This window comes from Saccharothrix sp. NBAS 001, from assembly GCF_056640475.1.
Window position 1 is genome coordinate 7,071,512 of record NZ_CM153251.1, and the last position, 23,159, is coordinate 7,094,670.

The window sequence follows — 23,159 nt, forward strand, 5'->3', positions numbered from 1 at the left end:
GCCCTAGCCGTGCCCGAGCTGGGCGGAGAGCTTGCGCAGCAGGTCGCCCGCCGCGTCGGCGATCACCGTGCCGGGCGGGAAGATCGCCGCCGCCCCGGCCTCGCGCAGCGCGTCGAAGTCCTGCGGCGGGATCACCCCGCCGACCACGATCATGATGTCCGCCCGGTCCAGCCCTGCCAGCGCCTCGCGCAGCGCGGGCACCAGCGTGAGGTGCCCGGCGGCCAGCGAGGACACGCCGACGACGTGCACGTCCGCCTCGACCGCCTGGCGGGCCACCTCGTCCGGGGTCTGGAACAGCGGGCCGACGTCCACGTCGAAGCCGAGGTCGGCGAACGCCGTGGCGATCACCTTCTGGCCCCGGTCGTGCCCGTCCTGGCCCATCTTGGCGACCAGGATGCGCGGCCGGCGGCCCTCGTCCTGCGCGAACTTCTCCACGACCGCGCGGGTCGCGTCCACGTTCGACACCGAGCCGACCTCCTCCCGGTAGACCCCGGTGATGGTGCGGATCTGCGCCGAGTGCCGGCCCCAGACCTTGCCCAGCGCCTCGGAGATCTCGCCGACCGTGGCCTTCGCGCGGGCCGCGTCGATGGCCAGCTCCAGCAGGTTGCCCTCGCCGTCGGCGGCGCGGGTCAGCGCGTCGAGCGCACCGTCCACGGTGGACTGGTCGCGTTCTTCGCGCAGCCGCGCCAGTTTCGCGAGCTGACGGCCGCGCACGCCGGCGTTGTCGACCTTGAGCACGTCGATCTTCTCGTCGAACTCGACCTGGTACTTGTTCACGCCGATCACCGGCTGCCGACCGGAGTCGATCCGCGCCTGGGTGCGCGCGGCGGCCTCCTCGATGCGCAGCTTCGGGATGCCCGCGTCGATCGCCTGCGCCATCCCGCCGGCCGCCTCGACCTCGGTGATGTGCGCCCACGCGCGGTGCGCGAGGTCGTGGGTGAGCCGTTCCACGAACGCGCTGCCGCCCCACGGGTCGATCACCCGCGTGGTGCCCGATTCCTGTTGCAGCAGCAGCTGGGTGTTGCGCGCGATGCGCGCGGAGAAGTCGGTGGGCAGCGCCAACGCCTCGTCCAACGCGTTGGTGTGCAACGACTGCGTGTGGCCCTGGGTCGCGGCCATCGCCTCCACGCAGGTGCGCGCCACGTTGTTGAACACGTCCTGCGCGGTGAGCGACCAGCCGGAGGTCTGGCAGTGCGTGCGCAGGCTGAGCGACTTCGGCGACTTCGGCTCGAAACCCTTGACCAGCTTGGCCCACAGCAGCCGCGCGGCGCGCATCTTGGCGACTTCCATGAAGAAGTTCATGCCGATCGCCCAGAAGAACGACAGCCGCGGTGCGAACGCGTCGATGTCCAGGCCCGCGTCCCGGCCGGCCCGCAGGTACTCCACGCCGTCGGCCAGCGTGTAGGCCAGCTCCAGGTCGGCCGTCGCGCCGGCCTCCTGCATGTGGTAGCCGGAGATGGAGATGGAGTTGAACTTCGGCATCCGCCGCGAGGTGAACGAGAAGATGTCGGAGATGATCCGCATCGACGGGCGCGGCGGGTAGATGTAGGTGTTGCGGACCATGAACTCCTTGAGGATGTCGTTCTGGATGGTCCCGGCGAGCAGCTCGGGCGCGACGCCCTGCTCCTCGGCCGCCACGACGTAGAGCGCGAGCACGGGCAGCACCGCGCCGTTCATCGTCATGGACACCGACATCTTGTCCAGCGGGATGCCGTCGAACAGCTGGCGCATGTCGTAGATCGAGTCGATGGCCACGCCCGCCATGCCGACGTCGCCCGCCACGCGCGGGTGGTCGGAGTCGTAGCCCCGGTGCGTGGCCAGGTCGAACGCCACGGACAAACCCTTCTGCCCGGCCGCGAGGTTGCGGCGGTAGAAGGCGTTGGACTCCTCGGCGGTGGAGAAACCCGCGTACTGGCGGATCGTCCACGGCTGGTTGACGTACATCGTCGGGTACGGGCCGCGCAGGTAGGGCGCGATGCCCGGGTACGTGCCCAGGAAGTCCAGGCCCTCGGTGTCCGCCCCGGTGTAGACCGGCTTGACGCCGATGCCCTCCGGCGTCTCCCACATCAGCGCGTCCGCGCCCTTGCCGGTGGCCTCGTGCAGCGCTTCCCGCCACTGCGCGGCGGTGCCGGCGGCGGGTTCGCCCAGGTCGATGTCGGCGAAATTCGGGATCATCGCTCCACTCCGAGGAACTCGAAGGTGTGCTCCAGCACCCGCAGCGCCGGACAACCCGTGAACACGTACTCGTCGATCTCCGCGTCCGACCTCTTGCCCGCCAGCAGGATCCGTTCGGCCCCGGCGGCGCGCAGGGCCTCCGCGACGGGCGCGGCCAGCTCCGCGTAGCTCGTCTCGCTGCCGCACAGGCACGCGATCCGCGCGCCGCTGTCCCGGAACTTCGCGACGACGTCCTGCGCGGTACTGGTCGGGCCCGCGTTCGGCGTCTCGATCCCGCCCGCCTGGAACAGGTTCGCGGCGAACGTGGCGCGCGCGGTGTGCGCGGCCACCGGGCCCAGCGTGGCGAGGAAGACCTTGGGGCGCTCCGGGGCGGCGTCGGCCGCGTCCCGCAGCGCCTCGAACGCCTGCGCGTACCGGATCCGGGGCAGCCCGCCGGACGGTTCGGCCGGCGCGGGCTCGCGGCGCACGGCGGGCTCGGCCAGGTTCGGGAACTCGCTCACCCCGGTGACGGCGTCCGAGCGGTCCGCCAGGTTCGCGCTGCGGGCCGCCCAGGTGGCCGCGATCCGGTCGGCCACCAGCGGGAACGCCGAGGGCAGGCCACCGGCCGCCTCGATCTCGCGGAACCACGCCCACGCGGCGTGCGCGAGGTCGTCGGTCAGCCGCTCCACGTACCAGGAGCCGCCCGCCGGGTCGATCACGCCCGCCAGCCGCGACTCCTCCAGCAGCAGCGACTGGGTGTTGCGGGCGATCCGCCGGGCGAAGTCGTCGGGCAGGCCGATCGCGTGGTCGAACGGCAGCACGGTCACCGCGTCCGCGCCGCCCAGGCCCGCGCCGAAGCACGCGATCGTGGTGCGCAGCATGTTCACCCACGGGTCGCGGCGGGTCATCATCGCCGGCGAGGTCACGGCGTGCTGGACCTGCGGGCCCGGGGCCTGCGCCACCTCGGTCACCCGCGCCCACAGCCGCCGCGCGGCGCGGAACTTCGCGATGGTGAGGAACTGGTCGGCGGTCGCCGCGTACCGGAACTCCAGCAGCCGCGCGGCTGCCGCGGCGGAGAGCCCGGACCCGGTGAGTTCGCGCAGGTACGCGACACCGGCCGCGAGCGACGCGCCGAGTTCCTGCGCGTCCGATCCGCCGGCCTCGTGGAAGGGCAGGCCGTCCACCACGACCACGCGGAGCCCTGGGAAGGCGCGGGCCGCGCGCACCAGGTCGTGCAGGGCGGCGAAGTCGGCGGCGGCACCGGTCCGGGCCTGCACGCCGAGCGGGTCGGCGCCCACGTTGCCGCGCACCTCACTGGCCAGGACGGGCCGCCCGTCCCAGATCCGCAGCATGGCCCGGCCCGATTCGCGGAAGTCCGCGCCCGCGTCGAGCACGACCGGCGCGAGGTCGAGGTAGACCTCGGCCAGCACGTCGTCCAGCCGGTCGGCGGGGAGGTTCTTGAGCCACAGCGAGGTGACGCCGTTGGACAGGTCGGCCATCACCGTCTCGCGGTCGGCCACCACGTGCTGCTGGCGGATGTCCCAGCCCTCGACCGCGCCCTGCGGCCGGCCGCCCCTGGTGAACGGCGGCAGGCCCGGGAACCCGGAGGCCGGCGCGACGTCCTCGGCGGTGTAGAGCGGCTGGACGCGGATGCCGTCGTAGGTGGTGGTCACCAACGACTCGAAGTCCGCCCCCGACTTCCGGAGCACGCCCTGGACCAGTTCCTGCCACTGCTCCCGGTCGGGCGTGGGGAATTCGGCGGCCAGCGCCAGTTCGCCAGTCGGCTCCATCATGCTCCGCAGTGTTACCCAGTAGTAGTAGGACGGCTATGTGAGCTGCACCGCCGTGAACGATGCAGTGCCCGGTCCACCCTAACCATGCACTGATAACTGGCTGTTAATGAACAATGGCGCGGGTGGAGACCGAACGCCTGATCGCGGGCCGCTACCGCCTTCGGCACGTCCTGGGACGTGGCTCGATGGGCACGGTGTGGGCCGCGCACGACGAGGTGCTTCGCCGGGACGTCGCGGTCAAGGAGGTGCTCGTCCCGCCCGGGATGCCGGAGGACGAGGCCGACGTGCTGCGCGAGCGCACGCTGCGCGAGGCCCGTTCGGTCGCCCAGCTCACCCACCCCAACGTGGTCACCTTGTACGACGTGGCGCAGGTCGACGGCGACCCGTACGTGGTGATGGAACTGGTGCCGTCGGAGTCGCTGGCCGACCTGGTCCGGCAGCGCGGCCCGCTCAACGCGGAGCAGGGCGCGGTGGTCGCGGACGCCGTCGCCGCCGCGCTGGCCGCCGCCCACCGGGCGGGCATCACGCACCGGGACGTGAAGCCGGGCAACGTGCTGGTCGCCGACGACGGCCGGGTCAAGCTGACCGACTTCGGCATCGCCCGCAACGTCGCCGAAGCGACCCTGACCAGCCGGGGCATCGCCCTGGGCACGCCCGCGTTCATCGCACCCGAGGTCGCCGCCGGCGGCTCGGTGTCGGCCGCCGCCGACCAGTGGTCGCTGGGCGCGACGCTGTTCGCCGCGATGACCGGCCGGCAGCCCTACGAGGGCACGAACGTCATGCAGACCCTCAACCAGGTGATCCACGGCGAGGCACCGCCCGCCTCGGCGTGCGGCGCGCTGGAGACCGTCGTGGCCGGCCTGATGACCAAGGACCCGGCGGGCCGGATGCCGCTGGGCGACGTGCGCCGCAAGGTCCGCGCGCTGCTGCCCGAACCGGGCACCGACGTGTTCCCGTCCGACGTGACCCGGCCGGTCCTCGACATCGCGCGCCCGCCGCTGGTCAAGGCCCCGATCCCGGCCGACACCCCGCTGGCCGCCGAGCCCGGCCCGCTGCCCTTCACCCCGGCCCCCGCGCCGGTCCGGCGGCCGGCGGCGGCGCTGGTCGCGGTGGTCGCGGTGGTGCTGTTCGCGATCGGCGGCAGCGCCGGCTTCGCGCTGACCCGCACGCTCGCCGGCGCGCCCCTGCTGCCCCCGCCGTCGGTCGGCTCGCCGACCCTGCCGACGGTCACCGACGAGGTGCTGCTGCGCCCCACCACGGCCGCCGCCGCCACCGCGAACGGCGAGCAGGGCGCGGCGTTCACCATCGACGTCGGCGCGGACTGGACCTCGTTCCTGGAGCAGCGGACGAACAAGGGGCTGGTGCCGAGCACGGTCGTGCACCTGGTCGCGCCCAGCGGCACGTACGAGGTGACCGTGCAGCGGTTCGCCGACTTCTACCCGAAGCGGTCGCTGGACGAGTACCTGGCGATGGTCCGCGCCCGCTGGCCGAAGGACCAGTACTTCGGCGAGGCCACCGACGTGACCGACCCGCTCGACCCCGGCGCGCCGGAAGCGCCCGTCCAGTTCAGCTACCGGACCGTGGAGACGGCGACCGACCTGGGCCGCGGTGGCGTCAACGCGGGCCCCGACCAGCGCCGCACCCGGTACTCGCGGGTCCTGCCGCGCGGTACGGACCTGTGGGTGGTCGAGGTGGTGTTCCCGACCGAGCAGGAGGAGATGGGGCGCGGCAAGCTGTTCCCCGACATCGCGAGCACGTTCTCAGTCGTCGGCTAGGTGTACTGCCTTGGGGGTTGTGAACGGTCCGACACCCCGGTCGGATGATCTTGGAATGAAGGAGGCCGCCGGGTTCGGTGCGGATTGCGACGTCCTGCACCGACCGACGGAGGCTCTCGTGGCCCACGCTGACGCACCACTGAAGGTCGCGGTGCGCCATCGCCCAGGGCGGGGATTGCCGGACGACGAGCGTGCTCCAGGCCCAGCACCCAGGACACGACCTCGGCCGGCTCGTGCAGCAGCGCCTCGGCGGCCCCGTGGTTGATCAGCACGGCCAGCGCGTGCCCGGCAGGCGAAGCGCCCCGCTGGTGGCGCGGGTAGTCGCCCGCCGGCGGACCCGGTCTCCGGGGCGAGTTCGCTCAGCACGTCCGCCGCGTCGTCGGACAGCACGGACACCGGGTGCCGATCCCGCTCGCCACACGTCAACACCGCCGTCGCGGGTGGTCACCAGGACCGTCCCGGGCAGGCGCGGGTTGTCGGCGTTGTCCGGCACCAGCGGCCACGGGGTGTCCTGGGCGTCCGGCACCGACCACAGCAGGTCCGGCGCGGACCCTCGCGACCAGGGCGGACCGCACCACGTGCGGAGCCGGCCGCGCAAACGTTTGGCGAGTTCGCCGGGCGACGCGGGCCCTGCCGTGGCCGCCGTTGGCGTGCAGCACGACCGCCCGGCCGTCTGGTGCACCGTCGACCCGGGCGAAACCGACCGGAGCACTGCGGACCTCGGGATATTAGGCTCGCCGCCGTGACCGCCATCAGTGAGAACAGCACGATCGAAGCCCAGGCCGCCGCAGCCCTCGCCGAGCGGACGGGGGTGGACCGGCACGACATCGCCGTCGTGCTCGGTTCCGGTTGGCGACCGGCCGCCGACCTGATCGGCGAGCCCGCCGCCGAGGTGCCCATGGGCGAGCTGCCCGGGTTCGAGGCACCCACCGCGTTCGGCCACGGCGGGACGATCCGCTCGGTGCCCGTGGGCGACAAGAACGTGTTGGTGCTGCTCGGCCGCACCCACGGCTACGAGGGCAAGGGCGTGCAGAAGGTCGTGCACGGCGTGCGCACCGCCGCCGCGACGGGCGTCCGCTCCGTGGTGCTGACCAACGCCGCCGGCGGCCTGCGCCAGGGCATGTCGGTCGGCCAGCCGGTGCTGATCAGCGACCACCTCAACCTGACCGCGCTGTCGCCGCTGGTCGGCGCGCGGTTCGTGGACCTGACCGACCTGTACTCGGCCCGCCTGCGCGGCCTCGCCCGGGAGATCGACCCGTCGCTGGAGGAGGGCGTCTACGCGGGCCTGCCCGGCCCGCACTTCGAGACGCCCGCCGAGATCCGGATGCTGCGCACCCTGGGCGCGGACCTGGTCGGCATGTCCACCGTGCTGGAGGCCATCGCGGCCCGCGCGGAGGGCGTCGAGGTGTTCGGCCTGTCCCTGGTCACGAACCTCGCCGCGGGCATCACCGGCGAACCGCTCAACCACGAGGAGGTGCTGGAGGCCGGTGCCGCCGCCGCCGGGCGGATGGGCGCGCTGCTGCGCGAGCTGGTGGTGCGCGCATGACGTTGACCCCGGCGCTGCGCGACGCCGCGTTCCGGTGGATCGCCGACGACCCGTCGCCCGAGTCGCGCGCCGAACTCCAGGGCGTGCTGGCCCGCGCGATGGGCGGCGACACCGCCGCCGCGGACGACCTGGCCGACCGGATGGCCGGCACCCTGACCTTCGGCACGGCGGGCCTGCGCGGCCCGGTGCGGGCCGGCTCCAACGGCATGAACCGGGCCGTGGTCGTGCGCACCACGGCCGGCCTCGCCGCGTGGCTCAAGGCCAAGGGGCAGCACGGGACCGTGTTCGTCGGCCGGGACGCCCGGCACGGCTCGGAGGAGTTCTGCACCGCCGCCGCGTCGGTGCTGGCCGCCGAGGGCTTCACCGTCCGGGTGCTGCCCGGACCGCTGCCCACGCCCGTGCTCGCGTTCCTGGTGCGCAAGCACGACGCGATCGCGGGCGTGCAGATCACCGCGTCGCACAACCCGCCCGCCGACAACGGCTACAAGCTCTACCTGGCGGGCGGCGGGCAGATCGTGCCACCGGCCGACCGGGAGATCGAGGCCGCCATCGCCGCCGTGCCCGCCGCCGTGTCGGTGCCGACGTCGGACGCGTACCTGCCGGTGAGCGACGCCGAGGTGGACGAGTACCTGGAGCGGGTCGCGTCCCTGCCGCGCGGCGCTTCGCGCGACCTGCGGGTGGCGCTGACCCCGATGCACGGCGTCGGCGGTCAGACGGCCGTGGAGGCGTTGCGGCGCGCGGGTTTCACCGACGTCCGGGTGGTGCGCGACCAGGCCGTGCCGGACCCGGACTTCCCCACCGTGTCGTTCCCGAACCCGGAGGAGCCGGGCGCGGCGGACCGGCTGCTGGCGCTGGCCGAGGCCGAGGAAGCCGACCTGGCGATCGCGCTGGACCCCGACGCCGACCGGTGCGCGCTGGGCGTGAAGGACCGCGACGGCACGTGGCGCATGCTGCGCGGCGACGAGACCGGCGTGCTGCTCGGCTCCCTGGTGCTGTCCACTGTGGACGCACCGGATCCGCTGGTGGCCACGACGATCGTGTCGTCCTCGCTGCTCAAGTCGATCGCCGCCGCGCACGGTGCCCGCTACGCCGAGACGCTGACCGGCTTCAAGTGGCTGGTGCGGGCCGGTGCCGGGCTGGTGTTCGCCTACGAGGAGGCGCTGGGCAACTGCGTCGACCCGCAGTACGTCAACGACAAGGACGGGATCTCGGCGGCCGTCGTCGCGTGCGACCTGGCGGCGGGCCTCAAGGCGTCCGGGCGGACGTTGTTGGACGCCCTGGACCAGTTGGCGGTCGACCACGGGCTGCACCTGACCGACCAGGTGTCGTTGCGGTTCACCGACCTGAGCCGGATCGGCGCGCTGATGGCGAAACTGCGGCAGAACCCGCCGGAGGGCTTCGCCTTCGAGGACCTGCTGCCGGACGCGGACGTCGTGCGGCTGACCGCCGAGGGCGTCCGGGTGGTGGTGCGGCCGTCGGGCACGGAACCCAAGCTCAAGGCGTACCTGGAAGTCGTCGAACCGGTGGACGACCTGGCCGCCGCGCGCGCCCGGGCCGTGGAACGCCTGGGCGCGCTGCGCACGCGGATCGAGCAGCTGTTGCGGTAGTCGCTCACCGCGCGGGTCGCGCACCCCGCGCGGCAACCGGCTAGGACACGAAGGCGATCAGCAGGCAGAGCACCGCGATCGCCAGGGCACCGCCCGCCACCAGCCAAGGACGCCTGGTCGGCGGGCTGACCCGGTTGTCGGTCGCCGCGGCGACCGCGATGCGGACCGAGATGTAGGCGGCGGTGAGCAGGCTGACGCCGGTCGCCAGGATCATCGTGTTGACGTCCCACGGGCTGTGGTCCACGCCGGGCCACACCCCGATGAACACCAGCGGGAACCCGATGAGCCCCAACCCGATGCCGACCCCACCACCCCAGGTGATCTTCCGGTTGCGGGTCATCGTCGCGATGCTGCGAGTGTCCATGTCTCCCTCCCGAATCACTTACCCAGACGCACGAGAGCCCGCTCGGTTCCACTCGTGGACGGCCACCACCCGTGCGGACCTCCGGCACGGGTCCCGCGCCGGCCACCGGTCCGCCGCTCGTTCGCCGCGACCAGGGTAGCGAGAACCGACACCCGAGCACGCCTCACGGCGCGAGCCCGCCGGCGAGCGCGGAAGCCGTCGACGCGCGGCGCTGTCGGCCACATCACACGAGCGCGACGCCCCACCGCTGACGGGCGCTGTCGAGCGGTTGCGCCTCGCGACGAGTACCGGCAACGTGTCCGGCGTGTCGAGACTGCTGATCGTGCACCACACGCCGTCGCCGAACCTGCAAGCCCTGTTCGAAGCGGCGGTCGAGGGCGCGACGGACCCGGAGATCGAGGGGGTCGACGTGGTGCGGCGGGCGGCGCTCGCGACGACGCCGGTCGACGTGCTCGAAGCCGACGGCTACCTGCTCGGCACGCCCGCCAACCTCGGGTACATGAGCGGCGCGCTCAAGGTCTTCTTCGACACGGTGTACTACCCGTGCCTCGACGCGACGAAGGGCCGCCCGTTCGGGCTGTACGTGCACGGCAACAACGACACCGCCGGGGCCGTGCGCGCGATCGACGGGATCGTCCGGGGCCTGGGTTGGCACAAGGTCGCCGAACACGTCCTGACCAGCGGCGAACCGTCCCGCGACGACCTGCGGGCGTGCCGGGAGCTGGGCGCGACCGTCGCCGCCACCCTCATGTGACCACCCACGCCGACACCTCCGCACCGGGCCCGGTGGCCGCGCCCGGCGCTGTCGCCGGCCGGTGCTGGAATGGCGGCCATGACGGTGCTCTTCGTGGACGGCTGGTTCGGCCCGGACCCCGGCGACCGGCAGCAGCTGTGGGGCCGTGACCTGCCCCGTTCGACGCGGGTCGGGCAGGACGACTGGCACACCCCGGAGCGCGGTGCCCGGGTGCGCCGGCGGGACGAGGCGATCGCGGCGTGCGCGGAACCCCCGGTGCTGGTCGCGCACAGCCTCGGCGTGCCGACCGTCGCGCACTGGGCGGCAGGTGCCGACCGGCCGGTGCGCGGCGCGCTGCTGGTGACGCCGGCGGACGTGGAGCGCAACCCGGACCCGGCCATCCGCGGCTTCGCGCCACTGCCGGTGGCCCCGCTGCCGTGCCCGGCCGTGCTCGCGGCGAGCCGCACGGACCGGTGGATGAACACCGGAGCGGGCGCGGTTCTTCGCGGACGCGTGGCGCGCGCGGCTGGTGGACGTCGGCGAAGTCGGTCACCTCACCGTCGCCGAGGCCCCGGCACCTGGCCACCGGGCCGGGACCTCCTCGACGCACTCCTGCACCGCCCACCCACCCCCGGCCCCGGTCACCGGGCCTGACCCGGATGACGGGCTCACCAGGCCGGACCAGGGCGACGGGCCGGGCGGAGCGGTTACTTGTTCGACAGGCGCATCATCTCCGGCGGGTAGCGGTCGCCGGCGGCGGACGGGGCGGCTGCCTCGATCGACCGGAGGTCGGCGGCGGAGAGTTCCAGGCTCGCCGCGGCGACGTTCTCCTCCAGGTACTTGACCCGCTTGGTGCCGGGGATCGGCACGACGTGGTCGCCCTGGTGCTGGACCCAGGCCAGGGCGAGCTGGCCGGCGGTGACGCCGCGTTCGGCGGCCAGCGCCTTGAGCGCCTGCACGATCGCCAGGTTGCGGTCGAAGTTCTCCTCCGCGAAGCGGGGCATGTTGCGGCGGGCGTCGTCCTGGTCGAAGCCGGCCGTCGACGTCACCTGGCCGGTGAGGAAGCCCCGGCCGAGCGGCGAGAACGGCACGATGCCGATGCCCAGCTCGGCGCACGTCGGCGCGATGACCTCCTCGATGTCGCGCGTCCACAGCGACCACTCGCTCTGCAGCGCGGTGATCGGGTGCACGGCGTGCGCGCGGCGGATCGACTCGGCGCTCGCCTCGGACAGGCCGAGGAAGCGGACCTTGCCGTCGGCGACGAGTTCGGCCATCGCGCCGACGGTCTCCTCGATCGGCACGGTCGGGTCGACGCGGTGCTGGTAGTAGAGGTCGATGTGGTCGACCCCGAGCCGGCGCAGCGACGCCTCGCACGCCTGCCGCACGTACGCGGCGTCGCCGCGCGGGCGGCGGTCGGGGTCGGCGAGGGCGAACTTGGTGGCGAGCACGACCTGGTCGCGCCGGTCCGCGATGGCCCGGCCCACCAGCTCCTCGTTCGCGCCCGCGCCGTAGACGTCGGCGGTGTCCAGCAGCGTCACGCCCAGTTCCAGCGCCCGGTGCACGGTCGCGATGGACTCGGTGTCGTCGCCCTTGCCGTAGGACTGGCTCATGCCCATGCAGCCCAGGCCCTGCGGGCCGACTTCCAGGGCGGTGCCCAGCAGTGTCACGCGGTGATCCCTTCAACGAACGTGTGCTCGATCTGCTCGTAGTGCGCGATCTTGTACTCCAGCACGTCCAGGCACGACTGGAGTTCGGCGATCCGCTCGCGCACCGACGTCCGGTGCTCGAACAACATCTGCTTGCGGCGGCCGGCGGTGGCCGCGCCCCGGTGCCGGAGCTGCGCGTACTCCCGCATCATGCGGATCGGCATCCCGGTGGTGCGCAGCCTGGTGAGGAAGATCAGCCAGCTCAGGTCGTCGTCGCTGTAGCTGCGCCGCCCTCCCGAGTCCCGTGCCGGAGGGTCGACCAGCCCGATCCGTTCGTAGTAGCGCAGCGTGTCTATGGACAACCCACTGCGCTCGGCTGCTTGAGCGATCGAGTAAGTCACCCCACGACGGTAGGAGCTGGAGTGCACTCCAGGTCAACCCGATTCGCCCCACTTCACGTGCGACTTCAGGCGACCGGGCCCGACCCGGGACCGCCCTCGGGCAACCCCCGGCGGACCGGCCGGGACCCCGACCTCGGGTAACTCCAGCTCCGCGCCCCGGAGGCCGAGACCGCGCCCGCACCTCGACCACGGCACCGCACCCCGCCGGCAACACCCAGCCACCGGCAACTCAGGGGTGGGCACCCCCACAGCGGACTCCCGAAACCCAAAAGCTGGGACAGCGGCCGGACCCACAGCAGCACGAACCACAAGAACCGAGGCTCACGACTTCCCGCCGAACCCCAGCCCCCAGGGCCTCCTCAGCCCCCAGCACCCGTCCGCCACCACCCTCGCCCCACGACCGGCACCGGGCAGGACCGGCGAAGGCGGCAGGCATGTTCACGGGCCTGGCGGTAGGTCGGCTGCGGCGGTAGGTCGGCTGCGGCGATGAGTCGGCTGCGGCGGGCGAGCCGGCGCGCAGCGGTGGGGTCAGTCGTTCTTGGGGGTGCCCCACGCCTCCAGGTGGGCCGCCATGCCTCCTACGTCGATCTGCTCCCGGCCCAGGGCCCGGACCAGGTCGAGGGCTTCGTCCTCCTCCGCGTCCACCCACCAGCCGTTGATGTCGCACAGCGTCACCGCCGCCACCCAGCCCAGCCGCCAGTTGCCCTCGACCAGGGGCCGGGTGCGGACTATGGAGTCGAGCAGGGCCGAGGCTTTCAGCCAGAGCGTGTCGTATGCCTCGACGCCGAGCACTGTGGCCCGTGGCCGGTGTGCTGCGGAATCGAGGAGACCTAAGTCGCGCACGACCAGATCTCCACCGGTGACGGCGGTCGCCAGCACGAGCAAGTCGCCGGCGTCGAGGTAGTTGACCACTGCTTGACGCGCTCCCTGTCCTGGGGGGCTAGGACTTCGGCGCGGCCATGCCGCGTCCGGGATGCCACCGGCATCACGGCCCACCACCTCAGGTCTGTATCGCCTGACCGCCCGTCGGGCGGCGAGGATGTTGTCGGCCACGCGGGGCACCGGGGCGGTGCACGCCGGACGCGGCCCGATCTTCAACGGCGCACCATACCGGGGCGCCGGCGATCGGCGTGGGTGTTCGCAACGGTGGACGAGGGGCGTGCGGCGGTTACGTCGATTGAGCTGCATGAACCCAGACTATCGAACACGAGTTCGAACGTCAGGGTGGATCACTCGAACGTGCGGAGCAGTCATGTACGCCGTGCGGGGCAACGCACGACCGCTTCAGGCAGAACCCAGCCGATCGAGCAGACCCCGGTACTTCGGCAGCACCCGCCCCAGCACCTCGGACAGCTGCTCCTCCTTCTGCAGCCGTGCCCAGCGCTCGGCCAGCGCCAGTCGCACGACCTCCTGTTTCGACCGACCCTCAGCGGCCGCCAGCTCGTCGAGCCGACGGTTCTCCTCGTCGCTCAGACGCAAGGTCATCGCCATGCCGACGACGGTACCAACTTGATACCACGCTGACCAGACCGGGTTTCATAACACTGTTGCGATAAGATTCGGCGGTGCCGAGACCGAAAACCCATGACGACGCCCTGCGGGTGCGATTGCTCGACCGCGCGGGCGAGTTGCTGTCCACCGAAGGACCGGGCGCACTGAGCTTGCGCAGGCTCGCAGCGGATGTCAACACCTCGACCACCGCCGTGTACTCCCTGTTCGGGGGCAAGCCGGCGCTGCTCGACGCGCTGTACGAAGAGGCGTTCCGCCGGTTCGGAGACCGGCTCGCCGCGCTGCCCAAGACCGACGACCCGGTCGAGGACATCATCCGGATCGGGCTCGCCTACCGGGCCAGCGCGCTCGCCGACCCGCAGTTCTACCTGGTGATGTTCAGCAAGGTGATCCCGAACTTCGAACCCTCGGAGGAGACCGACGCCGCCGCGTCCGACACGTTCCTGCCGCTGCTGGAGAACGTCGGCCGCGCCATCGAGTGCCAGAAGTTCGTGGACGCGCCGCGAGACGAGGTCGCGCTCGCCCTCTGGGGCATCGTGCACGGCCTGGTCAGCCTCGAACTGAACGGCAACCTGCCGCCGGGCCTGGAGGTCGGGCCCGGCTACGAACGGGCGATCCGCGCCTGCGCGGACGGCTGGCGCCGCCGGTAACGGGCCGCACGCCCGCGTGCCGGCCGGGCGTCGCCGTTTCCGCGAAGCAGTCGAACGACAACCTCGAACGCCACCGGCGGACCCCAGTGGGATCCGCCGGTGGCGAGAAGGTGGGGTCCGGGGAGGCGGCCGCCGCGAAACCTCCCCGGACCCCGGTGAACTGCCCCGATCAGGACAGTCCGTTCTTGAGGGCGCGGATCAACTCGCCATCGGCGGTGTCGCTGTCCAGCGACCAGATCATCGCGCCACCCAGCCGGCGATCGGCCACGTAACGACCCTTGCGCTGCAACTCCGCCGGGTCGTCCCACGTCCAGAACGTCGAGCCGTCGAACAGCCACGCGTGCCCGGCCTTCGGGTCGCGGTGGACCTTGAACTTGTCGAGCTGCTTCTTGAGGGTCCGGTAGTCCTCGTACCCGGCCTCGTAGGTGCCCGGAGCAGCTCCGGTCGCGGGCTGGAAGAGCCCGTTGTTCTCGTTGCGCACGCCGGTCCAGCCACGGCTGAAGAACGGCACGCCCATCACGATCTTGTCGCGCGGTGCGCCCTTCTTCAGGTAGTGGTCGATCACGACCTGCGTGCTGAAGTCGGTCTTGGTCGGGTCGCCGGCCGGCGTCCGCAGCGCGGACTGCTGGTTGGTCAGCGGGTCCCAGGCCCCGTGGTAGTCGTAGCCCTGGGTGGTGCCGAACGTCAACAGGCTGAACACCTTGGGCACGTCGAAGCCGCGGTCGATCATGCCCGGGTTGGCGGGCAGGAACGCGGTCAGGTCGTAGGTCTTGCCGGTCCGCCAGGACAGCTGGCCGAACTGCTTGCGGTACTCCTTGAGCAGCGCGGTGAAGTTGTCCTTGTCCTGCGGGCGGATCACGTTGCCCGGCGCGCCCTCGCTGGAGGGCCACTCCCAGTCCAGGTCGATGCCGTCGAACAGGCCCGCCGCCGCACCGGGCGCCGCGCCGACCAGGTTGCCCTTGAGCCACAGGTCCACGCACGACTTCACGTGCGCCGCGCGGGACTCGGGGGTCAGCGCCGCGTCGGAGAAGTACTTGGAGCCCGACCAGCCGCCGAGCGAGATGTAGACCTTCAGCTTCGGGTACTTGGCCTTGAGCTGCTTGATCTGGTTGAAGTTGCCCAGCAGGGGCTGGCCCGGCTCGTCTGCCTTGCCGTTCACGCTCTGCTCCGCGCCGAAGGGCCGCTGGTAATCGGCCCACGGGTCGGAGCTGACGCACTTGCCGGCCGAGTCGAGGAACCCGAACGCGTAGTTCAGGTGCGTGAGCCTGGGTGCCGTCCCGCTCGTGACCAGGTTCTTCACCAGGAAGTTCCGGTCGTAGCCGCTCCAGTTGGTGAAGTACCCGACGGTGCGCGGCTGGTGCCGATCACCGTGGGCCTGCGCCACCTGGGGCGCGAGCGACACGGCGAGGGCCGATGCCAGGAGGGCGGGGAGCACCCATCTCCTGCTTGACATGCTTCTCCTCGCGGTGGCAGGGACTGCGAAGTGTGGTCCAGACCACGGTAGGGGTGAGGTCTAGACCACCTCTACGGCCGAACGGCCGAATCCGCGCATACCGGCGAGTTCGCTTCGGACTCACTTTTCACAGAGGTTGCAAAAGTTTGCATGTGCGGCGGGGCCGGGAAGCGCGCTAGCGTCCGGTTATTCAAATTTGAACACCAGCCCACGAGGGGGAACAGTGACGATCCTGGTGACCGGTGCGACCGGCAACGTCGGCCGACAGGTGGTCGGCCGACTGGTGACGGAGGGGGTGCCGTTCCGGGCGTTGACCCGCAACCCGGACAAAGCCGGCCTGCCCGCGGGGGTCCAGACTGTGAAAGGCGACCTCTCCCGGCCCGCGGAACTGCCGCTCGCGGGCGTGAGCGCGGTGTTCCTGCTGGCCGTGCTGGAGTCCGCCGACGCGGCGGGCCTGGCGCGGGAGTTCATCGCGAACGCGCCGGACCTGCGCCGGGTGGTGTTCCTGTCCAGCGACGCGGTCACCAACCGCCGGCCGGGCAGCTACGAGCTGCACCTGTCGGTCGAGGAGACCATCGAGGCGACCGGTGTCGAGTGGACCCACCTGCGGCCCGGCGAGTTCATGTCCAACAAGCTGATGTGGGCCGAGAACATCAAGCGGGAGAACGTGGTCCGGTGGGCGTACCCGGACGCGCCGGGCGCACCGGTGCACGAGGCCGACATCGCGGAGGTCGCCGTGCGCGCCCTGCTCGACGCCGGGCACGCGGGCCGGGCGTACGCGCTGTCCGGCCCGGAACTGCTCACCCACCGGCAGCAGGCTGCGGCGATCGGCGAGGGCCTCGGCCGGCCGATCGCGTTCGAGGCGCAGACCTACGGCCAGGCGCGGGCGTCGCTGATCCGCGACGTCGGCGTGCCCCCGGAGATCGCCGAGTACGTCCTGGGTTACGCGGCCCAGCACGACGAGGAGCCGCCGACGGTCTTCCCGGACTTCGAACAGGTCGTCGGCCGGCGTGGCCGGACGCTCGCCCAGTGGGCGCGCGACCACGCCGCCGAGCTGTCCGCGGTGGGCTGACCGAGCGCTAGACCGCGCCGTACTGGCGGTCGCCGGCGTCGCCGAGCCCCGGAACGATGAAACCCGAGTCGTTCAGGCGCTCGTCGACGCTGGCGGTCACCAGGCGCACCGGCAGCTTCGAGTCCTCAAGGTGCTTGATGCCCTCGGGCGCGGCCAGCGCGCACACCGCCGTCACGTCCGTCGCGCCGCGATCGGTGAGCAGCCGGATCGTGTAGACCATGGACCCGCCGGTCGCGAGCATCGGGTCCAGCACCAGGACCGGCCGCCCGGCCAGCGATTCGGGCAGCGATTCCATGTACGGCGTCGGCTGCAACGTCTCCTCGTCGCGGGCGAGGCCCACGAAGCCCATCTGCGCGTCCGGGATGAGCTTGTGCGCCTGGTCGGCCATCCCGAGGCCGGCGCGCAGCACGGGCACCAGCAGCGGCGGGTTCGCCAAGCGGTAACCGGTGGTGCGCGCGACCGGCGTGTGCACCTTCTCCTCCGCGACGGGCGAGTTGCGGGTGGCCTCGTACACGAGCATCACGGTCAACTCGTGCAGCGCGGCACGGAACGCCGCGTTGTCGGTGCGCGCGTCACGCATGGTCGTTAGGCGTGCCCTGGCCAGGGGGTGTTCGACAACGAGGACGTCCATGGTCGAACAGTATGTGGTACGAGTACGCGGTGCCCGCCGGCTCCTTACCGACCTCCGTGGTGCGCTTCGTGGACGCCACGGGGCGCACGGTCGGCGCGGGCGTCGCGACCGGCCGGACCCAGGTCGTCACCTGCGCCCACGTCGTCAACCTGGCGTTGGGCCGCGAACCCCGCAGCGCGGACCGGCCGACCGACCCGGTGCGGGTCGAGTTCGCGGCGCTGCCCGGTGCGACCGCCGACGCGACCGTCCACCTGTGGTCGCCGCCACCGCCCCGGGAGGGGTCGGCCGGTGAGGACGTCTGCGCGCTGCGGCTGGAGGTGCCCGCCGAGGTCACCCCGGCGAAGCTGATCTCCACCGCGCCGAGGCCGGGCCGACCGGTGGACGTGTTCGGCTTCCCGGCCAACCGCCCGGACGGGGCGTGGGTGCGCGCGGCGGTGCGCGGCCAGGTCGCCGGGCGGCTGCTGCAACTGGACAGCGAATCGGCGTTGCGGGTGCAGCCGGGGTTCAGCGGCGCGCCGGTCTGGGACCCGGAGACCGGGCGCGTGGTCGGCATCGTCGCGACCGCCGCGGCGCAGGACAGCTACGCCGTCCCCGCCGAGCGGCTGCGCGTGGCGTGGGAGGACCGGCCGGACCAGACCGTCGGCGAGGTCGGCGTGCTGCACGTGGCCGGCACCCGGTTCGGTGCCGACGAGCGCTGGCTGGGGCCGCTGCACCGGTGGTCGTTGGCGGCGGGGCGACCGGACCTGGTGGTGTTCACCGGCGACCTGACCGAGAACGGCCGGCCGAGCGAGTTCGAACGGGGCTTCCGGTTCCTCGCGCACCTGGCCGAGGCGGTGGAACTGCCCCGCGAACGGGTCGTCGTCGTGCCCGGCGCGGCGGACGTGAACCTGTTGGCGTGCCGGTCCTACTTCGGCCAGGAGGAGGCGCTGGAGCGGACTCCCACGCCGCCGTACTGGCCGAAGTGGGGCGCGTACGCGGCGGCGTTCGACGAGTTCTACGACGGCAAGGCGGTGTTCACGCCGGACGAGCCGTGGACGCTGTTCGAGGTGCCGGACCTGTCCGTGGTGGTGGCCGGGCTCAACTCGACCTTCCACGACTCGCACCTGGGTTCGCGGGCCGAACTCGGTGCGCCGCAGGCGAAGCGGTTCGGCTCGCTGTTGCGGGACTACCGCCGGCGCGGGTGGTTCAGGCTGGGCGCGGTGCACCGGCGGGTCACCGACGACGTCCCCCTGCTGAACCTGTGCCTCTCCGGTGACGGGCTCGACGGCCCGGACGCGGACCTGCCCCTGCTGCCCCTCGAACCCGGCTCGTACCAACTGGTTTCGCTGAACGGCAACGGTTTCGACCGGACCGCCCACGCGTTCGCGGACGGCTGGACCGAACGCGGCACCGACCGCACGCCGGTCTCGTGGGAGTCGGCGCGGGCGACGTTCGGGGCCGCGTCCCCGGTGGAGCCCCAGCGGAACCCGACCCGCAGCACGTTCTTCGAGCGGGTGCACGAGGCCACCGTGGTGTCGCACCCGACGGCGACCGTCACCGCACGCCCGGACCAGGCGTACCTGCGGGTGTCGAAACCCCGTGAGGGCGGCGGTTTCGAGCAGTGGCCGGTGGGGGTCGCGGCCGGGCCGGGGCTGGCCGAGGACCTCGACCGGTTCGTCGAGCAGGTGCACTCGTCGTTCGCCGCGGCGGACCCGGCGGTGCCGTCCGAACTCGTCTACAGCGGAGCGCCCGCCGCCTCGGACGTCGTGGCGAGCGCCCAACGCCGGGGCGTGCGGCTGCGCAGCTTCGTCGAGTACCAGGGGTTGTTGGACCTGCGCGCGTTGGCGCAGCGGCAGGCCCAGCGGCTCGCCCGCGACCAGGTCTACCCGCCGGAACTCTACGTGCCGCAGCGGTTCACCGTGGTCGGCGCGCACGAGGTGGAAGACGACGTGCTGGGCCAGGTGATCGACTGGCTGGGCCGCGAGGCCGCCCGGTTCGTGATGGTGCTGGGCGATTTCGGGCGCGGGAAGTCGTTCCTGCTGCGGCAGCTGACCCGCAGCCTGCCCGAGCACCTGCCCGGTCTGCTGCCGGTGCTGGTCGAGCTGCGCAGCCTGGAGAAGGCCCCGACGCTGGACGAGCTGCTGGCGCAGCACCTGGTCCGCGAGGGCGTGGACGTGCTGGACATCGCCAAACTCCGCTACATGATCCGCAGCGGCCGGCTGGCGCTGCTGTTCGACGGCTTCGACGAGCTGGAGCTGCGGGTCGGCTACGACAACGCCGCCGACTACCTGGGCACCCTGCTGCACGCCGTCACCGACCGGGCGAAGGTCGTGCTGACCAGCCGGACCCAGCACTTCCGCTCCGCCAACCAGGTGCTGACCGCGTTGGGGCAGCAGGTCTCCGCGCTCACCGCCGGGCGCGGCGTGGTGCTGGAGGACTTCACCGACGGGCAGATCGAGGACTTCCTGACCCGCCACTACCAGGGCGACGTCGACCGCGCGGCACGCCGGTTCACGCTCATCGGCGCGATCAGCGACCTGCTCGGCCTGTCCCGCAACCCCCGGATGCTGTCGTTCATCGCGGACCTGGACGAGGACCGGCTGTTGGCCGTCCGCCGCGAGCACGGGCAGATCAGCGCCGCCGAGCTGTACCGGGAACTGGTCGACTACTGGCTGGTCCTGGAGGCGACCCGGCAGGAGCACCGGTTCGGCACGCCGTCGTTCGACGCGGCCGAACGGCTCGCCGCGTGCACGTCGCTGGCGTTGCGGCTGTGGGAGACCACGGCGGCCACCATCCAGACCACGGACCTGGCGGAGACCGTCGTGGCCACGCTGACCCGCCTGGCCGAGCGCGGCTACTCGATCGACCAGGCCGCGCAGGCCGTCGGCTCCGGGACGTTGCTGGTGCGCACGGACGACAGCTTCGCGTTCGTGCACCAGTCGGTGATGGAGTGGCTGGTGGCCAAGGTCGCGGCGGACGAGCTGCTCGCCGGGCACGAGCGGGTGCCGGTCGTGGGGCGCAAGATGTCCAGGCTGATGGTGGACTTCTTCTGCGACCTGGCCGGGCACGACCTGGTGGTGCACTGGGCGCGGGGCGTGCTCGCCGACCCGGACGCGGCGGAGCCGGCCAAGCAGAACGCGGCGGCCGTCGTGCACCGGCTGAACGCCGACGCCCGGTGGGAGCTGTCCGGCGTCGACCTGCGGACCACCGACCTGGGTTCGCTCGACCTGAGCGGGGCCAACCTGACCGGGGTCGACCTGAGCGGGTTGGTGCTGGTGCGGCAGGACTTGCGCGGCGCGAACCTGACCGGCGCGGACCTGCGCGGCCTGCGCATGCACGGCGGCGACCTGACCGGCGCGGTGCTCACCGGGAGCCGGTGGGAACGCGCGGCGCTGCTCGGCGTGACCGGGGCCGACCAGCCGGAACTGGCCCGTGCGGCGATCAGCGACCGGGACCGCGCCCAGGTGGTGATCCGCCCGGTGGGCGAGGACGTGACGGCGGTGGCGTTCGCGCCGGACGGCGTGCTGGTCGCGTTGGCGCGCGAGCACGTGGTGGAGCTGTTCGACCTCAAGGCCGGACGGACCGTGCGGGTGTGGCGGCGGCGGGAACGGGCCGTGGAGCAGGTCGCCTTCTCCCCTGACGGGCGGCTGCTCGCGACCGTGGAGGCCAACCGGCACGCGTACGTGTGGGAGGCGGAGACCGGGCGGCTCCAGTACACCGTGCCGGAGCGGGTGCGGACCGTCGGATTCGAGGCCAAGGTGGGCGACCTGGTCGCGTTGTGCGTGGACGGCTCGCTGCGCGTGTTCGACGTGTTCATCGACGAGCAGCGGTACATCGACGAGCAGCCGTACATGGAGGAGGGGACGTTCGACGTGATGTCGGTGTCCTCCGACGGGACCTGGCTCGCGGCGGTGGCCGGGACCAGGCTGATGGTGTGGGACATGATCAGCGACCACCTCCGGATGGCGCGGGTCGCCCAGGGCGTCGAACTCCTGGCCGTGTCGCCGAACGGTTCGGTGGTCGCCGTCTGCCGCGCGAACAGCCTGGTCGAACTGGTCGACGTGACGTCGGGGCGGCTGCTGGGCGGGTTGAGCGCCGGCGGCGAGAGGGTGGAGGACGTCGTGTTCTCGGCGGACGCCACGCGCGTGGCCGCGGTGAGCCGCAACATGGTCGTCACGGTCTGGGACGTCGCCGCCGGTGAGGTGGTCGTGGAGTTCGCCACCGGGGAGTTCGGCTCGCACCGGCTGGCGTTCTCGCCGGACGGCGGGCAGGTCGTGGTGACCTCGGAGCAGGGCTCGGCCCGGCTCTACGACGCCGGGACCGGCGGTTTGGTGGCCGTCCTGGCGAGCGAATGGCACTACGGGGCCACGGTGGAGTTCGTGGCGGACGGTCTGGTGAGCACGCACGGGGCGTCGTTGAGGTACTGGGACACCCGCACCGGACGGGTCACCATCGAGCAGGTCCACCGGTCGGTGATCCACGATATCGGCGTCGCACCGGACGGCAGGGAGGTCGCGGTGGTGCACGAGGACGGATCGTCCGCGACCGTCCTGCTGAGTACCGGGTCGAGCGCGCCGCTGCTGCCGGACATCCCGCGCAAGTCCGTGTCGTTCACCCCGGACGGCCGGACCTTCGTCGGGGTGACCGCAGACGGCATACCGATCGAGTGCCCCGTGAACGCGGATTTCGGCGCACCGATCAAGCGGATGACGACCGGCGACGACCGCGCGACGTGCTTGGCGTGCTCCCCGGACGGCAACCGGATCGCCGTGGGCTACGAGGACGGCACCGCGCGGATCTTGCACCGCGACAACCGGATCGACTTGTCCGGGCACCAGTTGGACGTGACGGCGGTGGCGTTCTCCCCCGATGGCGGGCTGGTCGCCACGGCGTCGATGGACGGCACCGTCATGCTGTGGTCGGCGGACGGCACGCCGAAGCTGACGATCACCATCGGCCGCACGATCTGGGCCGTGGAGTTCGCACCGGATGGCGGGCGCCTCGCCACCGCCACGTCCGACGGGCGGGCGCGGACGTGGGGGCTGGACGGGCGACTGCTGGTGACGTTCACCGGGCACACGGCGGCGGTGCGGGACCTGTCGTTCTCGCCGGACGGCATGGAGTTGGCCACGGCGTCGGAGGACGGCACCACGCGCCGCTGGGATTCGTTCGGGGGCGCCGAACTGGCGACGCTGGTGCACGCCGATTCGAGCCGGCACGTCGTGGTCTGGCCGGACGGTTCGTACGACAGCCCGAGCGGCCCGACCGAGGCGGTGTTCTGGGTGGTCCGCCAGTGCCGTTTCGAGGAGGGTGACCTGGACCCGTACTACCCGGAGATCCGGCGGGTGGACGCCGAGGCGAGGTGATCGAGTTCGCGGTGGGCCTCGACCATCTCGACCACGGTCCGGAAGTGCTCGGCCAGTGATTCGAGGCTCGATTCCGGTACGTTGCCGCAACGACCCTCGTTGGTCGGGTCGATTGCCACGGTCAACCGCCAGTCCGCGAACGCGCCGTCGATCTTCCAGGATTTTTCCACCGGAATACCGTCCCGCCTTGCGCGCGGGTCGTGCAACGCGCTCCTTCGGGTGACAGACCTTTCTTGCCCGCGCGGCAAGGAGGAACGCTTTCCGCCATGACACGACGGGGAGCGTCCGTCCGCCAACGACGGGTGTCGACGGAACTCGCGAACCGGGTTGCAGGCGCTCTCAAGGCTGCGGCAGGAGCCAGTCGCCCCGATCCGAGCAGAAAGGTCCCGAAACCGGCGCATCATCTGCGGAAAGCCGCCGGGAAGCCCCGGACCCTGATCGACTTCGGGGTGGTTGAGCGCTGGTGAGTCGGACGCACTG

The 23,159-nt window shown here is 72.2% G+C and carries 18 protein-coding genes; 8 read left to right on the forward strand and 10 right to left on the reverse strand.

Going from position 1 to position 23,159, the window contains the following annotated elements:
* Nucleotides 1-3 precede the first annotated feature (3 nt).
* Together scpA and AC0HI0_RS30520 are read right to left on the reverse strand one after the other, a co-directional pair.
* Nucleotides 4-2,175, reverse strand: a complete 2,172-nt coding sequence (gene scpA / locus AC0HI0_RS30515; RefSeq protein WP_480926953.1) for a methylmalonyl-CoA mutase — start codon at nt 2,173-2,175, stop codon at nt 4-6.
* Nucleotides 2,172-3,944, reverse strand: a complete 1,773-nt coding sequence (locus tag AC0HI0_RS30520) for a methylmalonyl-CoA mutase family protein (protein ID WP_480934425.1) — start codon at nt 3,942-3,944, stop codon at nt 2,172-2,174. The genes scpA and AC0HI0_RS30520 overlap by 4 nt, the downstream gene beginning before the upstream one ends.
* A gap of 116 nt (nt 3,945-4,060) precedes the next feature.
* Here AC0HI0_RS30520 and AC0HI0_RS30525 point away from each other — a divergent pair, with 116 nt between their 5' ends.
* From AC0HI0_RS30525 to AC0HI0_RS30535, 3 genes are all read left to right on the forward strand, one after another.
* The gene (locus AC0HI0_RS30525) at nt 4,061-5,722 is read left to right on the forward strand and encodes a serine/threonine-protein kinase (protein WP_480926954.1); all 1,662 of its coding nucleotides are present in this window, start codon (nt 4,061-4,063) and stop codon (nt 5,720-5,722) included.
* A 742-nt stretch (nt 5,723-6,464) separates the two neighbouring features.
* Nucleotides 6,465-7,268, forward strand: coding sequence for a purine-nucleoside phosphorylase (locus AC0HI0_RS30530; RefSeq protein WP_480926955.1), 804 nt, complete (start codon nt 6,465-6,467; stop codon nt 7,266-7,268).
* The gene (locus tag AC0HI0_RS30535) at nt 7,265-8,875 is read left to right on the forward strand and encodes a phospho-sugar mutase (RefSeq protein ID WP_480926956.1); all 1,611 of its coding nucleotides are present in this window, start codon (nt 7,265-7,267) and stop codon (nt 8,873-8,875) included. Before AC0HI0_RS30530 ends, AC0HI0_RS30535 begins: the two co-directional genes overlap by 4 nt.
* A gap of 40 nt (nt 8,876-8,915) precedes the next feature.
* Here the strand turns inward: AC0HI0_RS30535 and AC0HI0_RS30540 are convergent, their stop codons facing one another.
* A complete protein-coding gene (locus AC0HI0_RS30540; protein ID WP_480926957.1) occupies nt 8,916-9,239 on the reverse strand; it encodes a hypothetical protein in 324 nt (107 codons plus the stop codon).
* Nucleotides 9,240-9,543: 304 nt separating this feature from the next.
* Here AC0HI0_RS30540 and AC0HI0_RS30545 point away from each other — a divergent pair, with 304 nt between their 5' ends.
* Both AC0HI0_RS30545 and AC0HI0_RS30550 read left to right on the forward strand, forming a co-directional pair.
* Nucleotides 9,544-9,993, forward strand: coding sequence for a flavodoxin family protein (locus tag AC0HI0_RS30545; protein ID WP_480926958.1), 450 nt, complete (start codon nt 9,544-9,546; stop codon nt 9,991-9,993).
* Between the two features lie 78 nt (nt 9,994-10,071).
* Nucleotides 10,072-10,626 (forward strand): RBBP9/YdeN family alpha/beta hydrolase, encoded by a 555-nt coding sequence (locus tag AC0HI0_RS30550; protein ID WP_480926959.1) that lies wholly within the window; start codon nt 10,072-10,074, stop codon nt 10,624-10,626.
* 53 nt (nt 10,627-10,679) lie between these two features.
* On the opposite strand, the gene AC0HI0_RS30555 is transcribed toward AC0HI0_RS30550, so the two are convergent.
* From AC0HI0_RS30555 to AC0HI0_RS30570, 4 genes are all read right to left on the reverse strand, one after another.
* Nucleotides 10,680-11,588: an aldo/keto reductase gene (locus tag AC0HI0_RS30555; protein WP_480934426.1), complete on the reverse strand. Its 909-nt coding sequence runs from the start codon at nt 11,586-11,588 to the stop codon at nt 10,680-10,682.
* A gap of 47 nt (nt 11,589-11,635) precedes the next feature.
* Nucleotides 11,636-12,019, reverse strand: coding sequence for a MerR family transcriptional regulator (locus AC0HI0_RS30560; protein ID WP_480926960.1), 384 nt, complete (start codon nt 12,017-12,019; stop codon nt 11,636-11,638).
* A gap of 528 nt (nt 12,020-12,547) precedes the next feature.
* Nucleotides 12,548-12,931 carry a type II toxin-antitoxin system death-on-curing family toxin gene (locus AC0HI0_RS30565; protein ID WP_480926961.1) on the reverse strand — a complete coding sequence of 128 codons (384 nt, stop codon included), beginning with the start codon at nt 12,929-12,931 and terminating at the stop codon, nt 12,548-12,550.
* Nucleotides 12,932-13,303: 372 nt separating this feature from the next.
* Entirely contained in the window at nt 13,304-13,510 is a 207-nt protein-coding gene (locus AC0HI0_RS30570; RefSeq protein WP_015105038.1) for a type II toxin-antitoxin system VapB family antitoxin, read from the reverse strand.
* A gap of 74 nt (nt 13,511-13,584) precedes the next feature.
* On the opposite strand from AC0HI0_RS30570, the gene AC0HI0_RS30575 reads away from it, so the two are divergent.
* Nucleotides 13,585-14,178 (forward strand): TetR/AcrR family transcriptional regulator, encoded by a 594-nt coding sequence (locus AC0HI0_RS30575; RefSeq protein WP_480926962.1) that lies wholly within the window; start codon nt 13,585-13,587, stop codon nt 14,176-14,178.
* 169 nt (nt 14,179-14,347) lie between these two features.
* Here the strand turns inward: AC0HI0_RS30575 and AC0HI0_RS30580 are convergent, their stop codons facing one another.
* Nucleotides 14,348-15,631: a glycoside hydrolase family 18 protein gene (locus AC0HI0_RS30580; RefSeq protein ID WP_480926963.1), complete on the reverse strand. Its 1,284-nt coding sequence runs from the start codon at nt 15,629-15,631 to the stop codon at nt 14,348-14,350.
* Nucleotides 15,632-15,854: 223 nt separating this feature from the next.
* Between AC0HI0_RS30580 and AC0HI0_RS30585 the strand changes: the two genes are divergently transcribed.
* Nucleotides 15,855-16,703, forward strand: a complete 849-nt coding sequence (locus tag AC0HI0_RS30585) for an NAD(P)H-binding protein (RefSeq protein ID WP_480926964.1) — start codon at nt 15,855-15,857, stop codon at nt 16,701-16,703.
* Nucleotides 16,704-16,710: 7 nt separating this feature from the next.
* On the opposite strand, the gene upp is transcribed toward AC0HI0_RS30585, so the two are convergent.
* A complete protein-coding gene (gene upp, locus AC0HI0_RS30590; RefSeq protein WP_480926965.1) occupies nt 16,711-17,334 on the reverse strand; it encodes a uracil phosphoribosyltransferase in 624 nt (207 codons plus the stop codon).
* Nucleotides 17,335-17,345: 11 nt separating this feature from the next.
* Between upp and AC0HI0_RS30595 the strand changes: the two genes are divergently transcribed.
* Nucleotides 17,346-22,679: a trypsin-like peptidase domain-containing protein gene (locus AC0HI0_RS30595; protein ID WP_480926966.1), complete on the forward strand. Its 5,334-nt coding sequence runs from the start codon at nt 17,346-17,348 to the stop codon at nt 22,677-22,679.
* Here AC0HI0_RS30595 and AC0HI0_RS30600 read toward each other — a convergent pair.
* Nucleotides 22,640-22,885, reverse strand: a complete 246-nt coding sequence (locus AC0HI0_RS30600) for a hypothetical protein (protein ID WP_480926967.1) — start codon at nt 22,883-22,885, stop codon at nt 22,640-22,642. The genes AC0HI0_RS30595 and AC0HI0_RS30600 overlap by 40 nt on opposite strands.
* Between the last annotated feature and the right edge of the window lie 274 nt (nt 22,886-23,159).